Genomic DNA, 15,881 nt, shown 5'->3' on the forward strand with positions numbered 1-15,881 from the left:
AACGGAGAATCGAAATGAGTGAATACAACACACGCAATTACGACGAGGTCTCTGTAGGCGATAAGCTGGAGCCCCTGAATATAGATATCACTACTGGCCTGATTGTCAGCACTGCGCTGGCGACCCGCGACTATGAACCCGTGCATCATGACAAGGGAGTCGCGCAGTCCACTGGACTGCCCGATGTGTTTATGAACATCCTCACCAGTCAGAGTTTTATGACTCGCTTTGCCACTGACTGGAGCGGGCCTGAAGCAGTGGTCAAGTCACTTGATATACGTCTGGGTGCGCCTAATGTGCCGGGCATGGTAATGACTGTGACCGGCGAGATAACTGCCAAGGATGATGCCAGTGGCATCGTCGACGTTGCCATCGTCGGCGAAAACAATATTTGGGGCATGCATATGCAGGGCACCGTTCAACTGGCATTGCCACAGGGAGCCTGAGTCATGGTTGCGAACATAAAAGATAAGGCGGTTATTGTTGGCGTTGGTAACACTGAGTTCAGCAAGAATTCTGGTGTGTCAGAGTTGTCGCTTGCGGTGCAGGCGATTAAAACAGCGCTGGATGATGCCGGTCTGACGCCGGCTGACGTGGACGGCATGGCGACTTTTACGATGGACACCAGCGATGAAATTGAAGTCGCCCGCGCGCTGGGCGTCGGCAATATGAGTTTCTACGGTCGCGCTCACTACGGTGGTGGTGCAGCAACGTCGACGTTGCATCAGGCGACGATGGCAGTGGCTACCGGCATGGCAGAGACAGTGGTGTGCTACCGGGCTCTAAACGGCCGCTCCGGACACCGCTTTTCCGGCGGTGTGTCAGGCGATATTACGACTGCTGATGCAATTCACTGGGGTTGGTATATGCCCTATGGTTTGCTGACTCCAGCCAGTTGGGTAGGCATGTTTACCCAGCGTTGGATGCACAACACCGGCATTGGTAAGGACGCGTTGTATGAAGTGGCCAAGAGCGCTCGTGATTACGGCGCCAATAACCCGGCCGCCTTCTTCCACGGCCAGACGTTTGATCGCGCCGAGTATGATGCCCAGCGCATGATTAGCACGCCGTTGCAGCTGTTTGATTGCTGTCAGGAGAGCGATGGGGGCTCTGCAGTCATTGTTACCACCCCTGAGCGCGCTCGTGATCTGAAGCAGCCTGGTGTCGCTATACGCGGCGTGGCGCAGTGCGCTGCCAAGGATCAGGAGCAAATGACGTCCTTTTATCGGGACGAGTTTGCGGCAATTCCAGAAATGGAGATCGCGGCGAGTGATGCTTATGCTCAGAGCGGTCTGACGGCGGCTGATATCGACGCGGCGGTGATCTACGATGCTTTCAGCCCTATTGTGCTTTGGCAGCTGGAGGCCTGGGGCTTTTGTGGCGCCGGTGAATCTGGCGACTTCGTCAAGGACGGCGCTCTGCGCAGGGACGGTCGGTTGCCGACTAACACCCACGGTGGTCAGCTCAGCGAAGCCTATATCCATGGCGTCAATGGGATTGTAGAAGCCACGCGTTTGGTGCGCGGTACCTCGGTTAACCAACCGGACAAAACCGTAAACCATGCTTTGGTTACCTCTGGCGTGGGTATTCCCACCGGTGGTGCAGTGCTGGGTAAGCTGGACCTGTAGTCCGGCTCCAAAACGCTTTCGCAGCTGCTAAAACTGTTCAATCGGTCTATGCTGTTACTTTGCATTAACGGGGGTAGATAGCAGTGGCGACAGTAACAGGCAAGGTAGTAGTACTGACCGGTGGTGCGGGAGATATTGCCCGGGTCGCGGCCAAGCGCTTTTTGGCCGGCGGTGCCAGCGTTATGCTGGTGGACCTGGACGCAGACAAGCTCGCGGCTGTGTGCAGCGAACTGGATTCAAAAGATGTGGCTCATTGCGCTGCCGATGTAACAGACCTGGCCGACACCCAGCGTTATATCAAGGCGGCGGTAGAACGCTTTGGCCGCATCGATGTTTTACTGGCTAACGCGGGTATAGAAGGGCAGGTCGCTCCTGTTTCGGAATACGACCCCGACGTTTTCCGCAAAGTTCTGGACGTTAATGTGACGGGCCCGTTTCTGGGTATTCGTGAGGTGTTTCCGGTAATGGCCGCTAATGGCGGCGGCAGTATTGTCATTACTTCTTCTATAGCTGGCCTGCGTGGGTCCCCCGGTCTGTCTGCCTATAACGCCAGTAAGCACGCGGTTATTGGTCTGATGCGCTCCACGGCTGTAGAGGGCGGACCGCTAAACATCCGCGTCAATACCATCAATCCGTCCCCCGTAGAAGGTCGCATGATACGGTCGCTGGAAGAGGGCAATATGCCTGATGCGCCTGAAGCCGTGCGCGAAATTATGGAGGCGAGTATTCCCCTGCGTCGTTATGCAGTGCCGGAAGACGTGGTTAACCTGATGATGTTTCTTGCAGGGGATGAGAGTCAGTTTCTGACCGGTGCTGTGTATCCGGTCGATGGCGGCATGAGTGCCTGATTATCACGTGGCGACAAGTCGGGGGTTAGGTTGAGCATGAGTCGGCGCAGCTTTATGAATCTGGTAGGTGCAGCGGCGCTGAGCTCTGGCACTTTGGCTGCAGGGGCGGGTGGTTTCAGAGTGCGTACGATTACAGCGGGGGTGGAGCTGGGCGGCCGTGACGACCTTCCGCGTTTGGATCAGGCAGCGGCCTTTCTGGAACGCGGCAAAGCGCTATTTGGTGAACAGTGGGAAGTGCAAACCACACGTATCGCCACCCAACCGCTGGCGCAATACTTACCCGACTGGCGGCAACCACAGGCTATGGCGAAGCTGGTAGAGCTGGATAACTGGGCGCAGGCGCGCAACAACATGCTGAGCGTGGGGCCGGTTTTGACCGGCACTGAGAACGCGCAGGGTTTTGGTGAGTGGGCTGCTGAGTTAGTAACGCGGACCGCCAATACCAGCTTTTCCTGTTTTGCAGCAGCTCCCGGCGCAGGTCCACAGCCTGAGACTATCAATGCCAGCGCAGAAGCGATCGTTGCCATCGCTGCCAATACCCCCGGTGGTGAAGGCAACTTCAGATTTTGTGCCACGGCCAATTGTCCATCGGGAACACCGTTTTTCCCCGCCGCCTGGCACAGCGGCGAGCCAGCGTTTACGATTGGGCTGGAGTCGCCTTTGGTGTTGCTGGCCGCATTGCAGGATGCAGAGTCTCCAATTGGGATGGACCAGCGGCTACGTGCGGCTCTTAACCGGTCGCTGGCGCCAGTGGACGCTCTGGCACGGCAATTGGCCAGCGATACCGGCTGGCACTACCGTGGCATCGACACATCGCCGGCACCCGGGTTGCAATCGAGTATTGGTGCGGTGATTGAGCGCGTGAGCGGTGTCCCTTTTGGTGCGCCGGGCACGCTGCAGGCCTGCGCCAAAATTACCGCGGTACTCAAGGATCTTGATGTGATGACTAGTGGCTACTGTGGGCTGATGTTGCCGGTGCTGGAAGATACAGTGTTGGCGCAACGCGCAGATGAAGGCCGCTATAGTGTGCAGGAATTACTTTTGTATTCCAGCGTTTGCGGCACCGGCCTTGATGTAGTGCCGGTACCTGGTGACAGCTCGGTAAGCACTATCGCTGCCATCATAACGGATATGGCGGCATTGTCGGTAAGATACACCAAGCCATTATCGGTCAGGTTGTTTCCCGTGCCGGGTAAAGCGGCGGGGGAGCGGGTCGAGTTTAACAACCCGCACCTTACCGCGTGTAATGTGATGCCTTTGGGATAGTCTTGCTGAAACGACGCCTAGCGATGCTGGGGCATGCCCAGGCCGTGAGTGGCAACCAGTCCGCGCAGTACTTCAACGACGCCGCCACCGAAGGTGTTAATCAGCGCACGGCGATGCTCATGCTCCAGGTCGCCCTGCAATACGGTACCTTCGCTGTCAGCATTAATGGACGCATGCGGTCCGATGACATCCATCATTAATTTGGCCAATTCCAGCATGACTTCAGTGCCGTAGACCTTCAGCGCAGAAGGGAAAACAGGGTCAATTTCACCGTTATCCAACTGCCAGGACATGCGAGCATTCATCACGCGTATCGCTTCCAGGTGCGAGTAAACTTCGGCCAGGTTGCGTTGCACAGTTTTGTCGTCTATGACTCGCTCACCATTGGGTCCGCGCGCTTCGCGAGCCCAGTCCAGGCAGCGATCAAATAGCTTCCAGCCCTGAATGGCCCATGCTGCCAGTCCCACGCGCTCGTGGTTTAGTTGGCTGGTGATCAAGCGCCAGCCACCGTTCTCACTGCCGATGATCATATCTTCTGGGACTATGACATCGGTGTAGTAAGACACGTTGGTGCGCACGCTGCCGATGGTGTGGATTGGGCTGTAGGAAAAGCCAGGATCTTTGGTGTCTACCACCAGGATAGAGATACCTTTGTGCTTGCGGACAGTGGTGTCGGTGCGCGCCGCCAGAAATACATAGTCGGCGGCTTCGGCTGAACTGGTATAGACCTTGTTGCCGTTAACCACATAGTGATCACCGGTTTTCACGGCTGCTGTTGCCAGTGAGGCGAGGTCGGTTCCAGCTGCAGGTTCGGTATAACCAATACAGAAATGCGTTTCTCCTGCGGCGATGCCTGGCAGAAAGCGGTTTTTCTGCGCTTCGGTGCCGTGATCCATAATGGCGGGGCCGACAGTGTTAAGAGTTACAAAGGGAGTGGGTGCACCGGCTAGCAGAGATTCTTCAAATCGAATCAGCTGTTCGCTCTGGGTCAAGCCACGCCCGCCATACTGCTCTGGCCAGCCAATGGCCAGCATGCCGTCTTTACCCTGCTGCCGTATTAGATCTTTGTAGAGGTCGCCGCCTTCGGCGCTGCGCAGTCCCTCGCGATATTCTGGCTTAATGAGCTGGGTGAAGTAGCTGCGCAGTTCGCGACGCAGTTCTCTCTGGCTCTCTGTGTAGTCTACAAACATGTGGCTTTCCTGTGGGCCTAGTGGCCTGCTGTTTCCAAGATGTGGATATTCTTATTGATTTTGAATTCAAATTCAACTATTTTTACGTCCCATGAGTCAAAGTACTGCCACCGAGTTCGACACCAGCCAGACGCGCAGTGCGCGGGGTGCCGCCGCGCGAGCCAATATCAAGCGTGCGGCATTGAATGTGCTGGAGCAGGTCGGCTATCACAAAATGCGTATCGCAGACGTTACCCGTGAAGCCGGTGTTGCTCAGGGTTTGTTCTATCACTACTTCAAAGACCTCAAGACGCTGACGATTGAGGTGCTGACTGACTTTGCGAACCCCGCCACAGATGTGGAGACGATTGAAAAAGACGTGCCGCGCGGTGACTGGTATGCCCGCATTTATGCGCACAACCACTTGGTGGTTAGCAGTTATGCCAACCGGCCGGGGGTGATGCGTTGCCTGTTGCAGATGGCGGACGAAGACGCAGAATTCTCTGACCTGCTGCGCACCGCTTATCGCGAACAGCTGATGTGGCTGGTTAAGTTAATGCCGCGCATGTTCCCCGGGGTTCGCTTCAAGCGCGGCCAGGCACTGATGGTTGTTTATAGCCTGGCCGGTATTGGTGAAGGCCTGCTGCGCGAATATTTTGTCAATAACAGCGCTACTTTGCACAACAGTAAACTGCAGGTGGACGATATTACCGAATTACTGACGACTATGTTTTACCGCGCCCTGTTTCTGGAGCATCCTCCGGCCAAGGCGCTAAAATACACCCGAAACCTGGCTGCTATGGCGGGCCATGATGAGAAGAGAGAACTATGAACTTTGATTTCAGCGAAGACCAGTTAGCGATTCGTGAGCTGGCGTATCAAATATTTACCGATAGCGCCACGGACGAGTCGTTACTCAAACTTGCACGCAGCGGCGGCACATACGACGACTCACTCTGGAGCACTCTGGCAGAGCAGGGGTTACTGGGTATTGCCATCCCCGAGGCTTTCGGCGGCAGTGGCTTAGGTTTTGTCGAGCTGTGCCTGATACTCGAAGAGCAGGGGCGCCGTGTGGCGCCTACGCCGCTATTCAGCAGCCTGGTGCTGGGTGGCCTGCCGCTGGCCAACTATGGCAGCGACGAGCAACAGCAGCAGTGGCTGGGCGCGCTGGCTACCGGCAGCGTCAAGCTGACTGCGGCGATTGCTGAGGTGGGTATGAACCCGGCATTGGCAACCGCGGTAACAGCCACCGCAGAGGGTGATGGCTGGGTGTTATCTGGTAAACGTGCGGTAGTGCCTGATGGTTCTGTCGCCGATTGCATATTGGTTCCGGCGGTTGATGCGGACGGGAAAACCTCAGTATTTCTGGTGGAAACCGCTACTGCCGGGGTTGCGCTCACGGGTGTGAATATCAGCCTACTGGGTGAGCGTGCGGCGCATCTGGAACTGAACAAGGTGTCGGTTGCGGCAACCGCGCTACTGGGGAGTGTCGGTCAGGGGCAGGAAATTGTTGACTGGATTGAAGAGCACGCCAATGTTGCGCACTGTGCGCTGCAGGTAGGGGTTACCGAGGAAGCAATGAAGCGCACTGCGGCCTACCTGAGTGAGCGCGAGCAGTTTGGCGTACCTCTGGGTTCGTTTCAGGCCCTCGCTATGCGTATGGCAGACAGCTATATCGATGTAGAAGCGATGCGTTCGACTTACTGGCTGGCCTTATGGCGGCTCAGTGAAGGTCTGCCCGCGAGTGCTGAAGTACGCGCCGCCAAGTGGTGGGCCTGCGATGCTGCAGCAAGAGTTGTTCAGACGGCGCAGCATCATCATGGTGGTATCGGAGCCGATCTGGACTACCCGATACATCGCTTCTTCCTGAATGCCAAGCACATTGCTTACACGCTGGGGAATGGCAGCACGCAGTTGGACCGTCTCGGTGAGTTACTGGCCAGCGACGATTCCATTGGTTTTCACGCACTGGAGCTATAAATATGTCACAGCCAGCAAGAATAAAACCGCCCATGGGTCACGACAATGCCTGGTGGTGGGAAATGGCCGCCGACGATAAATTGGGCATTCAACGTTGCTCGGGTTGCCAGACTTTGCGTCATCCGCCACGGCCGATGTGCGGCGATTGTCGTAGCACCGAGTGGGACGCGGTGGAAGCCAGCGGCAAAGGCACTATCTGTAGCTATACCGTACTCACGCATCCGCAGTTTCCGGGCTACGAGTATCCGTTGATTATCATTTTGGTTGATCTTGAGGAAGGTACGCGTCTCACATCTCAACTGGTAGGTTGCGAGCCAGAAGAGGCTGACTTTGGGTTGGCTGTGGAAATGGTTATCCAGGAAGACCCGGATGGCTTCAAATTACCTGTATTCAAGCTGGCGGAGGCTTCCTGATGCCTATTTCTCTTAAAAATGAAGCCGCGATAGCCGGTATCGGAATGACAGAGTTCTCCAAAAACTCTGGGAGATCTGAACTACAGTTAGCCGCGGAATCTATCAAAGCCGCCTGTGATGATGCTGGTATCAGCCCGTCGGAAATTGATGGTCTGGTCAGCTACACACTGGATTCTACCGACGAGATAGAAGTCGCTCGTGCCGTTGGCGCTAATGACCTGACTATGTTTAGTCGCATTAATTATGGTGGCGGTGCTGCAGTAGGCACTATTCATCAGGCCGCTATGGCGATAGCCACCGGACAGGCTACCACCGTGGTCTGCTGGCGTGCCATGAATGGTCGTTCGGGAAAGCGCATGGGGCAGGGTGTGTCCGGTGACGTAACCTCTAGTGATCTGGTTCACTGGTCTTGGTATATGCCTTACGGCATGCTGGTACCGGGTTCCTGGATATCGATGATCGCCAACAAGTATATGAATGAGTACGGCGTCACTCGTGAAGACCTTGGTCGAGTGGCCATTTCGCAGCGTAACTATGCGCTGAATAACCCGCGCGCCTATGGTTACGGTAAGCCTTTGACCATGGAAGAGTACATGGACTCGAAGATGATCGCGTCTCCATTGTGTCTGTACGATTTCTGTCAGGAAACTGATGGCGGTTGCGCGATTCTGGTGACCAGTGCCGAGCGGGCTCGTGATTTGAAGCAAAAGCCAGCGGTTATTCGTGGTGTATGTCAGGCCTCCACGCGTGGTCAGGAACAGATGACGAGTTACTACCGTGAGGAACTGATGTCGCTGCCGGAGATGGAGCTGGCAGCGGACCTGGTTTATAAGCAGGCGGGTCTCGGTCCTGATGACATTGATGCGGCATGCCTCTACGACGCGTTTACGTCTGAAATCATCATGCAGCTTGAGAGCTTCGGTTTTGCCAAGCGTGGCGAAGGGGTGGACATGGTGCGCGATGGTGCCTTGGATATCGACGGACGTTTACCCAACAATACCCACGGAGGCTTAATATCTGAAGCCTATATTCACGGCATGAATAATATTGCTGAGGGTGTACGTTTGGTGCGGGGAGACTCTACCGGACAGCCGAGTAAAAATGTCGAGCATGTTTTGGTAAGCAGTGGTGTTGGAGTTCCCACCGGCGCTTTGATACTGGGACAAGGCTGATTGAGAGCAGCCCCTGACGTTTGCGTCGGGGGCGTCAGTGTTGCGGCAGGTGTTCCTGGCGGTGTGGTATTACCAACGCGGCCAATAGTAATAGAACCAGAACCAGCAAACAGAAGTACTCCGCTGCCGCATATGTGCCGAAGAAATCCAGGCCCAGACTGAACATGGCGGGGCCAATGGCGCTGGCGAACACCATAATAGAGGTGCATAGCCCGCTTATTTCTCCCAGATGCAGGGGCCCGAAATTGCGGATGAAGGCCAGGTTGGAAATTACCGACCAGAGCCCGCCGGAGCCGCCAAAGCCGGCAACCAATAGCCAGTAACCCCAATCTGCTTCCAGATTCAGTAATCCAATTGCTCCCATGATGAAGCCGCCTAGCATGATGACCAGGAATGGTTTTAGGCGGCGGCTGTCTGCCAGCCAACCAGCCAATAAGTTTACCGAGGTGGCGGCGATAGCCACCGGCAGGAAGTAGGCGAAGGCCTGTTCAGGCGTGCGTCCAGCACCATCAAAAATAGATATGATATGAAAGGTAACTGCAGTGCCAAATAGCGCGTGTATGGACAGGCTGAGCGCGAATATCCAGAATACTGGGCTGCGGCGCGCGTCTTCCAGGGTAGTGCTGGGCGGGGTTTGGGACTCCGATGTGTCATCGTCGGCGGTAGCTCCATCGATCAGGACACCGCAGCTTGCAGGGCTGTCGCGTAATAGCAAGTAGGAGAATACGGCGAACCCGGCGCAAGCAAGCGCTAGTCCCATGAGTGCTCCGCTCCAGCCCCAGGTTAATATCAATGCAGCGAGACCCAGCGGCGCCAACGAAAAACCGAGGCTGACAAATATGCCGCGCACGCTGCTGACCAGCCCACGGCGTTTTTCAAACCAGACTAATAGTACGTTGCGCGAAGCGCTGGTTAGAACACCCTGACCGAAGAAGCGCACGCCAAAATAGCCAATCATGATCAGGATAAAGCCGACCGGAGCGGAACCGCCCAGCGCTTCGGAGAGCCAGGCAGTGGCGGCGATATAGATCAGCATGAGAGCAAGAGCCAGACTGGCCAGGGTGGTCATAGTGCGTCCGCCCCAGCGATCGTACCAACGCCCTGCTCGGGTAAGTAGTAGCGCAGACCCTACTGTACCGATGAGGTAAGCCATCGAGAGCTGTGTGCGGGTTAGTCCGAGAGCGTCGATCAGGGCATCGGTGAAAACCGCCATGCCCATGGTCTGGCCGGGGATGCTAAAGAGGAACCCGAGCGTGCTAACCAGCCAAATTACCCAACCGTAGAAGAAGGGTATGCGACGTATATCAAAGGGCCAGTTGGGAGCCGGCGAGGGCATTTTCACAGGCGCGCTATTTTAGCGCTGTGTCGCTGTGACGCAAGCGACTTAGCATAAAGCTCTGGGGCATCAGCGTGCATGGTTCACAATCAGGGCGGGAAAGTGCTGTAAAAGCGCGGCTGCGATCACAGTTCCCAAGTCGCAGGGTGTTGGCGATCGAGGATCGGGGCTAGATTGTAGTCATGGAAAAAGGAGAATAAAAGATGAGCATTATGACAGGAGCCGATGTCGGCGCTGACTGGGTCGTTGCGGCCGATGTCAAAGTAGTTACCAAGGATCCGGAGAACAGTGATTTGTATGAGTGGTCGCTGGAGTATTCGGAAGCAACCGGTCGCGAAGCCGATCGGGTTGGGCGCGCCAGTACCCGACAGCAGGAAACCAAACAACCCCGCTAAACCTGAAGGGCAGAATGAATTCTGCCCTTCAGGTTTATGCCCGGTGCTACTGGGGCGGTACGGTAAAGCCGTCCTGCACAGGAACATGGTCGGCAGTAAAGTACTCTGACAATGACGTGTGCAGATCTTCCACTGCCCATTTGCCACCCTTGGGATTGTTGTAACGCGGTCCAAAGCTGGGACGCAGAATCACATCTACCTGATCCCCCCATACCACCATGACTTCACCAGAAATATGTCCAGCTTCGGGTGAGGTGAGGTAGCCAACCAGTGGTGCAACGTTTTCAGGATTAAATGCGTCAAAACCATCATCCGGTGCCGCAAACAGTTGTGCGGTCATGCCAGAGTTGGTCATATCAGTACGCGCGCGGGGCATGATCACATTGCAGGTAACGCCATACTTGATCATCAACTGGGCGGCGCCCATAGTCATGGCGACAATGCCGGACTTGGCGGGAGCATAGTTAGCCTGGCCCGCAGAGCCAAAGATGGCCGCTTCTGAAGAAGTGCTGATCAGACGACCATAGATTTCCTCACCGGCTTTAGCTTTACCGCGCCAGTATTTAGTAGCGTTGCGCATATTGACGAAGTGACCGCGCAGATGAACCCGTACGACCGAATCAAATTGCTCATCGTCCATGCCAAAGATGGTTTGGTCACGGCAGAAGCCTGCATTGTTAACCATGATGTTAACGTCACCAAAGGTATCCAGCGCAGTCTTGAACAAGGTGGCCGCATCGTTGGTATCGGCACAATCGCCCAGTACCAGGGTTGCTTTGGCACCCAATGCTTCTATATCAGCAATGGTTTCCTCTGCGGCGGTGACAGCATCGGGTATATCGATGTCACTGATGACGATATTGGCGCCCTGGCTGGCCAGTTGCAGGGCCTCTTCACGACCCAGTCCGCGTCCGGCGCCGGTGATAATGGCGGTTCTGCCTTCCAATGATCCCATTATTATACTCCTGTCATATTTGGTTCAATTTGAATCGTGTTACTGCGCAGCTGCCCTATGACACCCTGGCTGGGTGACGACAACGGAGCTGCGCGCATGTCTTGCATTAGCTACAGACGCTCGATAATAGTTCCAGTGCCGTTTGAAGCACCACAGCACATAGTAATCAGAGCGGTACTTTTATCCTGACGCTCCATTTCTATCAACGCTTCGCCGATCAAACGTGCACCGGTAGAGCCGACCGGGTGGCCCATGGCAATGGCGCCGCCCTTGCAGTTAACCTTGTCCATGTCGGCATTGAACACGCGCTGCCAAGACAATACGACGGAAGCGAAGGCTTCGTTGATTTCGACGATATCGATATCGTTCATGTTCATGCCGGTTTTCTTGAACAGCAGTTCGGTGGCGTTCACCGGTCCGTCCAATAGGTAGTAAGGATCGCTACCAGCAACCACACCTTGGATAATTCTGGCGCGAGGCTTGAGTCCGCGAGCCTTGGCTTCGTCGGCGCTCATCCACAGTACTGCGGCAGAACCGTCAGAGACCTGAGAAGAGGTTCCAGCGGTGTGAATACCGCCCTCAGAGAGGACTCTGAGATTGGCCAGACTGTCCATAGTGGTTTCGCGCATGCCCTGGTCACGGCTAACCAATTTGGTCTCGCCAGTCGGTTGGCCATCGGCCCCGATAACCGGGGCCTCTACTGGAACTACTTGTGTAAACCAGCCATTGTCCCAGCCTTCGATAGCGCGAGTGTGTGAACGCACTGCGAGCTCGTCGATATCCTGGCGGGTAATGCCGCGGTTTTTGGCAATACGCTCGGCTGCGTCAAACTGGCTTTGAGCACCGTCGGGGTAGGGCCAGTCATCGGTCATAAAGTAACCCGGGCCGTTGATGGCGCTGGCACCGAGGCCAACCCGGCTCATGGCTTCAACACCACCGGCGATACCGATATTGCATTGGCCTGCGGCTATCAGTGCCGACATAATATGGTTGGCGGTCTGGGCTGAGCCACACTGGGTATCAATGGTAGAACAGCCAGCGGTGTAGGCTTGGCCCAGCTGCAGCCAGGCGTTCTTAGCCAGGTTGTTGGACTGTTCACCGGCTTGGGTGACACAGCCAGCATAGGCCTGCTCGACGTCAGCGGCGTCCACGTCATTGCGCTCCAGCAAAGCCCGGTAGGACTCTGCTAGCAATTTCACCGCGTGAACACCGCTGAGATCACCCACTATGGGCTTGCCGCGGCCAATTGGGGTACGGACTACGTCTACAATTACTGCTTCTGCCATGAGTGTGGCTCCTTACATTAAAACGAACATGAGTTCATAGACTACGGCCGGACGTTCATCCTGACCGACGACGTGGATATTGGTTTCCATGGTGATGGTGGTCTTGTGATCCTGCACGTCTACCGCTTTGACGCGACTGCGTTGATGGATTTCGCTGTCGACTGGCACAGCACCGGTAAACCGCAGCTTGTTAGAGCCGTAGTTGACGATATTGCTCCAGCCTTCGATATTGCCAATTGCATCACCGCCACCCGCCATTGCGGGCTGCAATGACAAGGTCAAAAAGCCGTGGGCGATAGTGGTGCCAAAAGGGCTCTCTTTGGCGCAGCGCTCAACGTCTACGTGTATCCACTGGTGGTCGCCAGTGAGCTCAGCGAAGTCGTTGATCATCTTCTGGTCAACCTTGACGCTCTGGCTCCAGCCGCCAAATTCGGCGCTGATCAGGGTTTCCAGTGCAGCAAGGTCCTTGTAATGTAATTTGCTCATAGTATGTTGTGGCTTCCGGTTGTCGGGAGTTATGGAGAGTTGTCGCAGACTACCTGCTTGAGGGGCGCGATATAATAACAAAAACGGCCTCTTCGGGTGGTAAAAAGGACAGCACAGCGAGTGGAGTAAGGGAGTGGTTAACGTGCTTGAACCAGGAACATTGCAGTTATCAGTATTAGATCAGTCATTTGTGCGGCCAGGGGGCGGCGCGCAGGTGGCATTGGCAGAGACGCTGGAGGTGGCCCAGCTCTGTGAGAGTCTGGGATATCTGCGCTTCTGGGTGTCTGAGCACCATAACACCAGCCTGCTGGCGGGTAGTTCACCGGAAGTTTTGTTAGCCGCCATCGGCGCGGCTACTAGTCATATCCGCATTGGTTCTGGCGGCATTATGCTGCCGCATTACAGCGCTTATAAAGTGGCGGAGAATTTTTCGTTGTTAGCCAATCTGTATCCCGGTCGTATTGACCTGGGAGTAGGGCGGGCACCGGGAGCGGATATGGCGACTGCTGTAGCGCTGGCCACTGATGGCCGTCCCAAATTTGAGCGCTTCCCGCAGTTGGTAGAAGAGTTGGGACATTATCTGTGGTCAGACAGTGCCAAGCCCAAGGTGTGTCCGCCGCCACCGAAGGATCTGCCGATCTGGATGTTGGGCAGTAGCCCCGACAGTGCCTGGCTGGCCGGCGAGTTGGGCCTACCCTATACCGTAGCGCTGTTTATTAACCCGCTGGCAGGTCCTGATATGATTGCCGGCTACCGGCGTCAGTTCAAACCGTCAGCGTTATGGCCACGCTCGCATGCGATGGTGGCTATTACCGTACTGTGTGCTGATACCGAGGCCGAGGCGCTGGCCTTGGAAAAGGCGGCAGATGTTAACTACCTGGCCTTCGTCACACGTGGACCGCACATCGATTATGTCGACCCCGCCGCGGCAGCAGCACATCAGTTCACCCAGCAGGAGCTGGCGTTTCTATCGCGCAATGAGGGATCCAGAGCGGTGGGAACACCCGAACAGGTGCGAGAGAAGATAGAGCATCTGGCGGCCAGGCATGATGCGGATGAAGTGATGATCGTCAGTAACAGCTATTACCTGGAAGATCGTATGCGTTCATTCAGCTTGGTCTCCGAAGCCTTTGCTTTGTCGAAGCGAGCTGCCGCCTAATTTAACACCAGTACATCTGAATGAGTGTGGTCGAGAATTCGTTCACTGGTGTTACCAACCACAGTACCTCTTAGGCCGGCACGTCCGACTGTGCCTATGATTATCAGGTCGGCGTCGATATCGGCCGCCGTACTGGCAATCACTTCTGCTGCGCCGCCCTCCACCACATGTATGTGTTCATTGGGCACGCCACAGGCGTCTGCCAAATTTTCAATGTCGGGAACTTGATTCCGGTCGCTGTAAGCATTGATGAAATGCGGATCGGCCCCGTAGGCCTCGCTGAACTGTTGCGCGAAGCTGATAATCTGATTGTTCAACTTGATGTGAGCAATGTCTTTGGAAAAGGTATTGATAGCGGCAAGGACGCGGCGGTTCTTCCAGTTGTGAAAGTCTTTCACCAGCAGTACGGGGCAGGGCGACAACCTTAGCAGGGTCCAATCTGAAGTCCCGCGCATCTCCCGGTCTACATCGCGATGATCTTTGGTGCCCTTAAAAACCATGGAGGCCGAGCAACGCGCTGCGGCAGATACGACCTGCTGGTGCCAGTTGTGGCCAATCTCGACTTCGCCGCTGGCGTCGATGCCACTTTCTTCGGCGCTGTCTATCAATAGCCTGTGCGACTCCATGCATGCTTGTTGTTGGCTTTGATCGGCTTCGCGGGCTCCAGTTTCTTCAATGCAGGTATACAGGTGCAGTCGCGCACCGGTCAGCTGAGCTGAATGTAGGGCGCGGGCAAAGGCGGGTTGAGTGGTGGTGGTTGGATCGACGATCACCATTATTTTATCAAGTGACATTGCGGCTCTCCGACTGGAGCTGGTGAAATACGCTAAGTTGCCTGCTATCTTGCCTGTCGGGGCGATAATATGAATTGATACGTATCAAGAGTTGTCGGCCTAAGCCTTTGCGGCATGCACTGTTTCGATTGCAGAACCTGATTAAAGGAGTAGTAAACGATGTTATTGGAAGGAAAGATTGTCATTGTGTCGGGCATAGGGCCAGGACTGGGGATGGAATTGTCCACTCTTTGCGCACGTGAAGGTGCGGCTGGAGTGGTGCTGGCGGCTCGCACCGTTGCCAAACTGGATATAGCCGAGGCAGAGATTGCGGCGTTGGGTGGCAGCACCCGCGTGTTGAAAGTGCCCACTGATATTACCCAGGAGGACCAGTGTCAGGCGCTGGCCGACGCCACCGTGGCTGAATTCGGTCGTATTGATTGCCTCATTAACAGTGCTTTTGACCCCTGCGTATACGACCCCGCGGCAGAGGCCAAGCTGGATGACTGGCGCTTTACCATGGACGTCAATTTCTATGGCACAGTGGCGTTGACTCAAGCCTGTGTGCAGCACATGAAGCAATCTGGAGGTGGCTCTGTGGTGATGATCGCGACGATGGTTGAGCGCAAACCGATGCTCTTACAGGGTGGCTATGCGGCCAGCAAGGCGGCCCTGCATGCCGCCACCAAGCATCTGGCGCTAGAGCTGGGCGGTGACAATATCCGCTTCAACAGCTGCAACATGGGCTGGATGTGGGGGCCCAACGTACAGGGCTATATTGCCGGACGGGCGCTAGCCACGGGTGTTGCTGAGGAGGAACTGATTGCTGATATTTGCGAGAACATTCCGCTCGGGTTCATTCCCGAAGATGGCGACTGCGCCAAGGCGGCCATCTTTTTTGCCTCGGATTACTCAAAGGTGATAACCGGTGCCGCGCTGGACGTCAATGGTGGCGAATTCATGATGGTCTGAGGCTATAATAGCCGCCGTTTTTTATACCGGCGCGAGCGATTGG

General features: G+C 55.7%; 17 protein-coding genes. 11 read left to right on the plus strand and 6 right to left on the minus strand.

Annotation, left to right across the window (positions count from 1 at the left end; all coding sequences use genetic code 11):
- The first annotated feature begins 14 nt into the window (after positions 1-14).
- The 4 genes from EYC98_RS20070 to EYC98_RS20085 all read left to right on the plus strand — a co-directional run bounded on the left by EYC98_RS20070 (position 15) and on the right by EYC98_RS20085 (position 3,742).
- Entirely contained in the window at positions 15-446 is a 432-nt protein-coding gene (locus EYC98_RS20070; RefSeq protein ID WP_279247186.1) for a hotdog family protein, read from the plus strand.
- Between the two features lie 3 nt (positions 447-449).
- The gene (locus EYC98_RS20075) at positions 450-1,628 is read left to right on the plus strand and encodes a lipid-transfer protein (protein WP_279247187.1); all 1,179 of its coding nucleotides are present in this window, start codon (positions 450-452) and stop codon (positions 1,626-1,628) included.
- 83 nt (positions 1,629-1,711) lie between these two features.
- Positions 1,712-2,476: an SDR family NAD(P)-dependent oxidoreductase gene (locus EYC98_RS20080; protein ID WP_279247188.1), complete on the plus strand. Its 765-nt coding sequence runs from the start codon at positions 1,712-1,714 to the stop codon at positions 2,474-2,476.
- Between the two features lie 36 nt (positions 2,477-2,512).
- Complete coding sequence (locus EYC98_RS20085; RefSeq protein ID WP_279247189.1) at positions 2,513-3,742, plus strand: DUF711 family protein; 1,230 nt, start codon at positions 2,513-2,515, stop codon at positions 3,740-3,742.
- A 17-nt stretch (positions 3,743-3,759) separates the two neighbouring features.
- On the opposite strand, the gene EYC98_RS20090 is transcribed toward EYC98_RS20085, so the two are convergent.
- Positions 3,760-4,932 carry an acyl-CoA dehydrogenase family protein gene (locus EYC98_RS20090; RefSeq protein WP_279247190.1) on the minus strand — a complete coding sequence of 391 codons (1,173 nt, stop codon included), beginning with the start codon at positions 4,930-4,932 and terminating at the stop codon, positions 3,760-3,762.
- Positions 4,933-5,023: 91 nt separating this feature from the next.
- Here EYC98_RS20090 and EYC98_RS20095 point away from each other — a divergent pair, with 91 nt between their 5' ends.
- The 4 genes from EYC98_RS20095 to EYC98_RS20110 are packed head-to-tail and all read left to right on the plus strand — an operon-like array spanning position 5,024 to position 8,476.
- Positions 5,024-5,743: a TetR/AcrR family transcriptional regulator gene (locus EYC98_RS20095; protein ID WP_279247191.1), complete on the plus strand. Its 720-nt coding sequence runs from the start codon at positions 5,024-5,026 to the stop codon at positions 5,741-5,743.
- On the plus strand, positions 5,740-6,891 hold the full coding sequence (locus EYC98_RS20100) for an acyl-CoA dehydrogenase family protein (protein WP_279247192.1): 1,152 nt from the start codon (positions 5,740-5,742) through the stop codon (positions 6,889-6,891). The genes EYC98_RS20095 and EYC98_RS20100 overlap by 4 nt, the downstream gene beginning before the upstream one ends.
- Before the next feature lie 2 nt (positions 6,892-6,893).
- Positions 6,894-7,304: a Zn-ribbon domain-containing OB-fold protein gene (locus EYC98_RS20105; RefSeq protein WP_279247193.1), complete on the plus strand. Its 411-nt coding sequence runs from the start codon at positions 6,894-6,896 to the stop codon at positions 7,302-7,304.
- Positions 7,304-8,476, plus strand: coding sequence for a lipid-transfer protein (locus EYC98_RS20110; protein ID WP_279247194.1), 1,173 nt, complete (start codon positions 7,304-7,306; stop codon positions 8,474-8,476). The genes EYC98_RS20105 and EYC98_RS20110 overlap by 1 nt, the downstream gene beginning before the upstream one ends.
- 34 nt (positions 8,477-8,510) lie before the next feature.
- Here the strand turns inward: EYC98_RS20110 and EYC98_RS20115 are convergent, their stop codons facing one another.
- Positions 8,511-9,812 carry an MFS transporter gene (locus EYC98_RS20115; protein ID WP_279247224.1) on the minus strand — a complete coding sequence of 434 codons (1,302 nt, stop codon included), beginning with the start codon at positions 9,810-9,812 and terminating at the stop codon, positions 8,511-8,513.
- 203 nt (positions 9,813-10,015) lie between these two features.
- On the opposite strand from EYC98_RS20115, the gene EYC98_RS20120 reads away from it, so the two are divergent.
- Complete coding sequence (locus EYC98_RS20120; protein ID WP_279247195.1) at positions 10,016-10,207, plus strand: hypothetical protein; 192 nt, start codon at positions 10,016-10,018, stop codon at positions 10,205-10,207.
- A 46-nt stretch (positions 10,208-10,253) separates the two neighbouring features.
- Here EYC98_RS20120 and EYC98_RS20125 read toward each other — a convergent pair whose 3' ends face one another.
- The 3 genes from EYC98_RS20125 to EYC98_RS20135 all read right to left on the minus strand — a co-directional run bounded on the left by EYC98_RS20125 (position 10,254) and on the right by EYC98_RS20135 (position 12,934).
- Positions 10,254-11,162, minus strand: a complete 909-nt coding sequence (locus tag EYC98_RS20125) for an SDR family NAD(P)-dependent oxidoreductase (protein WP_279247196.1) — start codon at positions 11,160-11,162, stop codon at positions 10,254-10,256.
- A gap of 110 nt (positions 11,163-11,272) precedes the next feature.
- A complete protein-coding gene (locus tag EYC98_RS20130; protein WP_279247197.1) occupies positions 11,273-12,448 on the minus strand; it encodes a steroid 3-ketoacyl-CoA thiolase in 1,176 nt (391 codons plus the stop codon).
- A 12-nt stretch (positions 12,449-12,460) separates the two neighbouring features.
- Positions 12,461-12,934 (minus strand): MaoC family dehydratase, encoded by a 474-nt coding sequence (locus EYC98_RS20135; protein WP_279247198.1) that lies wholly within the window; start codon positions 12,932-12,934, stop codon positions 12,461-12,463.
- A 142-nt stretch (positions 12,935-13,076) separates the two neighbouring features.
- Here EYC98_RS20135 and EYC98_RS20140 point away from each other — a divergent pair, with 142 nt between their 5' ends.
- Positions 13,077-14,093: an LLM class flavin-dependent oxidoreductase gene (locus EYC98_RS20140; RefSeq protein WP_279247199.1), complete on the plus strand. Its 1,017-nt coding sequence runs from the start codon at positions 13,077-13,079 to the stop codon at positions 14,091-14,093.
- Here the strand turns inward: EYC98_RS20140 and EYC98_RS20145 are convergent.
- Positions 14,090-14,887, minus strand: a complete 798-nt coding sequence (locus EYC98_RS20145; protein ID WP_279247200.1) for a universal stress protein — start codon at positions 14,885-14,887, stop codon at positions 14,090-14,092. The genes EYC98_RS20140 and EYC98_RS20145 overlap by 4 nt on opposite strands.
- A 159-nt stretch (positions 14,888-15,046) precedes the next feature.
- Between EYC98_RS20145 and EYC98_RS20150 the strand changes: the two genes are divergently transcribed.
- The gene (locus EYC98_RS20150; RefSeq protein WP_279247201.1) at positions 15,047-15,838 is read left to right on the plus strand and encodes an SDR family oxidoreductase; all 792 of its coding nucleotides are present in this window, start codon (positions 15,047-15,049) and stop codon (positions 15,836-15,838) included.
- The last annotated feature ends 43 nt before the right edge of the window (positions 15,839-15,881 follow it).

Origin of the sequence: Candidatus Litorirhabdus singularis (assembly GCF_026262625.1) — a bacterium.
Classification (GTDB): domain Bacteria; phylum Pseudomonadota; class Gammaproteobacteria; order Pseudomonadales; family Halieaceae; genus Litorirhabdus; species Litorirhabdus singularis.

What these genes read in the sequence shown, in the direction of transcription:
- EYC98_RS20145 (WP_279247200.1), bottom strand. Translation starts at nt 14,887, where the DNA reads ATGTCACTTGATAAAATAATGGTGATCGTCGATCCAACCACCACCACT.
- EYC98_RS20095 (WP_279247191.1), top strand. Translation starts at nt 5,024, where the DNA reads ATGAGTCAAAGTACTGCCACCGAGTTCGACACCAGCCAGACGCGCAGT.
- EYC98_RS20150 (WP_279247201.1), top strand. Translation starts at nt 15,047, where the DNA reads ATGTTATTGGAAGGAAAGATTGTCATTGTGTCGGGCATAGGGCCAGGA.
- EYC98_RS20070 (WP_279247186.1), top strand. Translation starts at nt 15, where the DNA reads ATGAGTGAATACAACACACGCAATTACGACGAGGTCTCTGTAGGCGAT.
- EYC98_RS20100 (WP_279247192.1), top strand. Translation starts at nt 5,740, where the DNA reads ATGAACTTTGATTTCAGCGAAGACCAGTTAGCGATTCGTGAGCTGGCG.
- EYC98_RS20130 (WP_279247197.1), bottom strand. Translation starts at nt 12,448, where the DNA reads ATGGCAGAAGCAGTAATTGTAGACGTAGTCCGTACCCCAATTGGCCGC.
- EYC98_RS20085 (WP_279247189.1), top strand. Translation starts at nt 2,513, where the DNA reads ATGAGTCGGCGCAGCTTTATGAATCTGGTAGGTGCAGCGGCGCTGAGC.
- EYC98_RS20125 (WP_279247196.1), bottom strand. Translation starts at nt 11,162, where the DNA reads ATGGGATCATTGGAAGGCAGAACCGCCATTATCACCGGCGCCGGACGC.
- EYC98_RS20135 (WP_279247198.1), bottom strand. Translation starts at nt 12,934, where the DNA reads ATGAGCAAATTACATTACAAGGACCTTGCTGCACTGGAAACCCTGATC.
- EYC98_RS20075 (WP_279247187.1), top strand. Translation starts at nt 450, where the DNA reads ATGGTTGCGAACATAAAAGATAAGGCGGTTATTGTTGGCGTTGGTAAC.
- EYC98_RS20120 (WP_279247195.1), top strand. Translation starts at nt 10,016, where the DNA reads ATGAGCATTATGACAGGAGCCGATGTCGGCGCTGACTGGGTCGTTGCG.
- EYC98_RS20115 (WP_279247224.1), bottom strand. Translation starts at nt 9,812, where the DNA reads ATGCCCTCGCCGGCTCCCAACTGGCCCTTTGATATACGTCGCATACCC.
- EYC98_RS20105 (WP_279247193.1), top strand. Translation starts at nt 6,894, where the DNA reads ATGTCACAGCCAGCAAGAATAAAACCGCCCATGGGTCACGACAATGCC.
- EYC98_RS20110 (WP_279247194.1), top strand. Translation starts at nt 7,304, where the DNA reads ATGCCTATTTCTCTTAAAAATGAAGCCGCGATAGCCGGTATCGGAATG.
- EYC98_RS20090 (WP_279247190.1), bottom strand. Translation starts at nt 4,932, where the DNA reads ATGTTTGTAGACTACACAGAGAGCCAGAGAGAACTGCGTCGCGAACTG.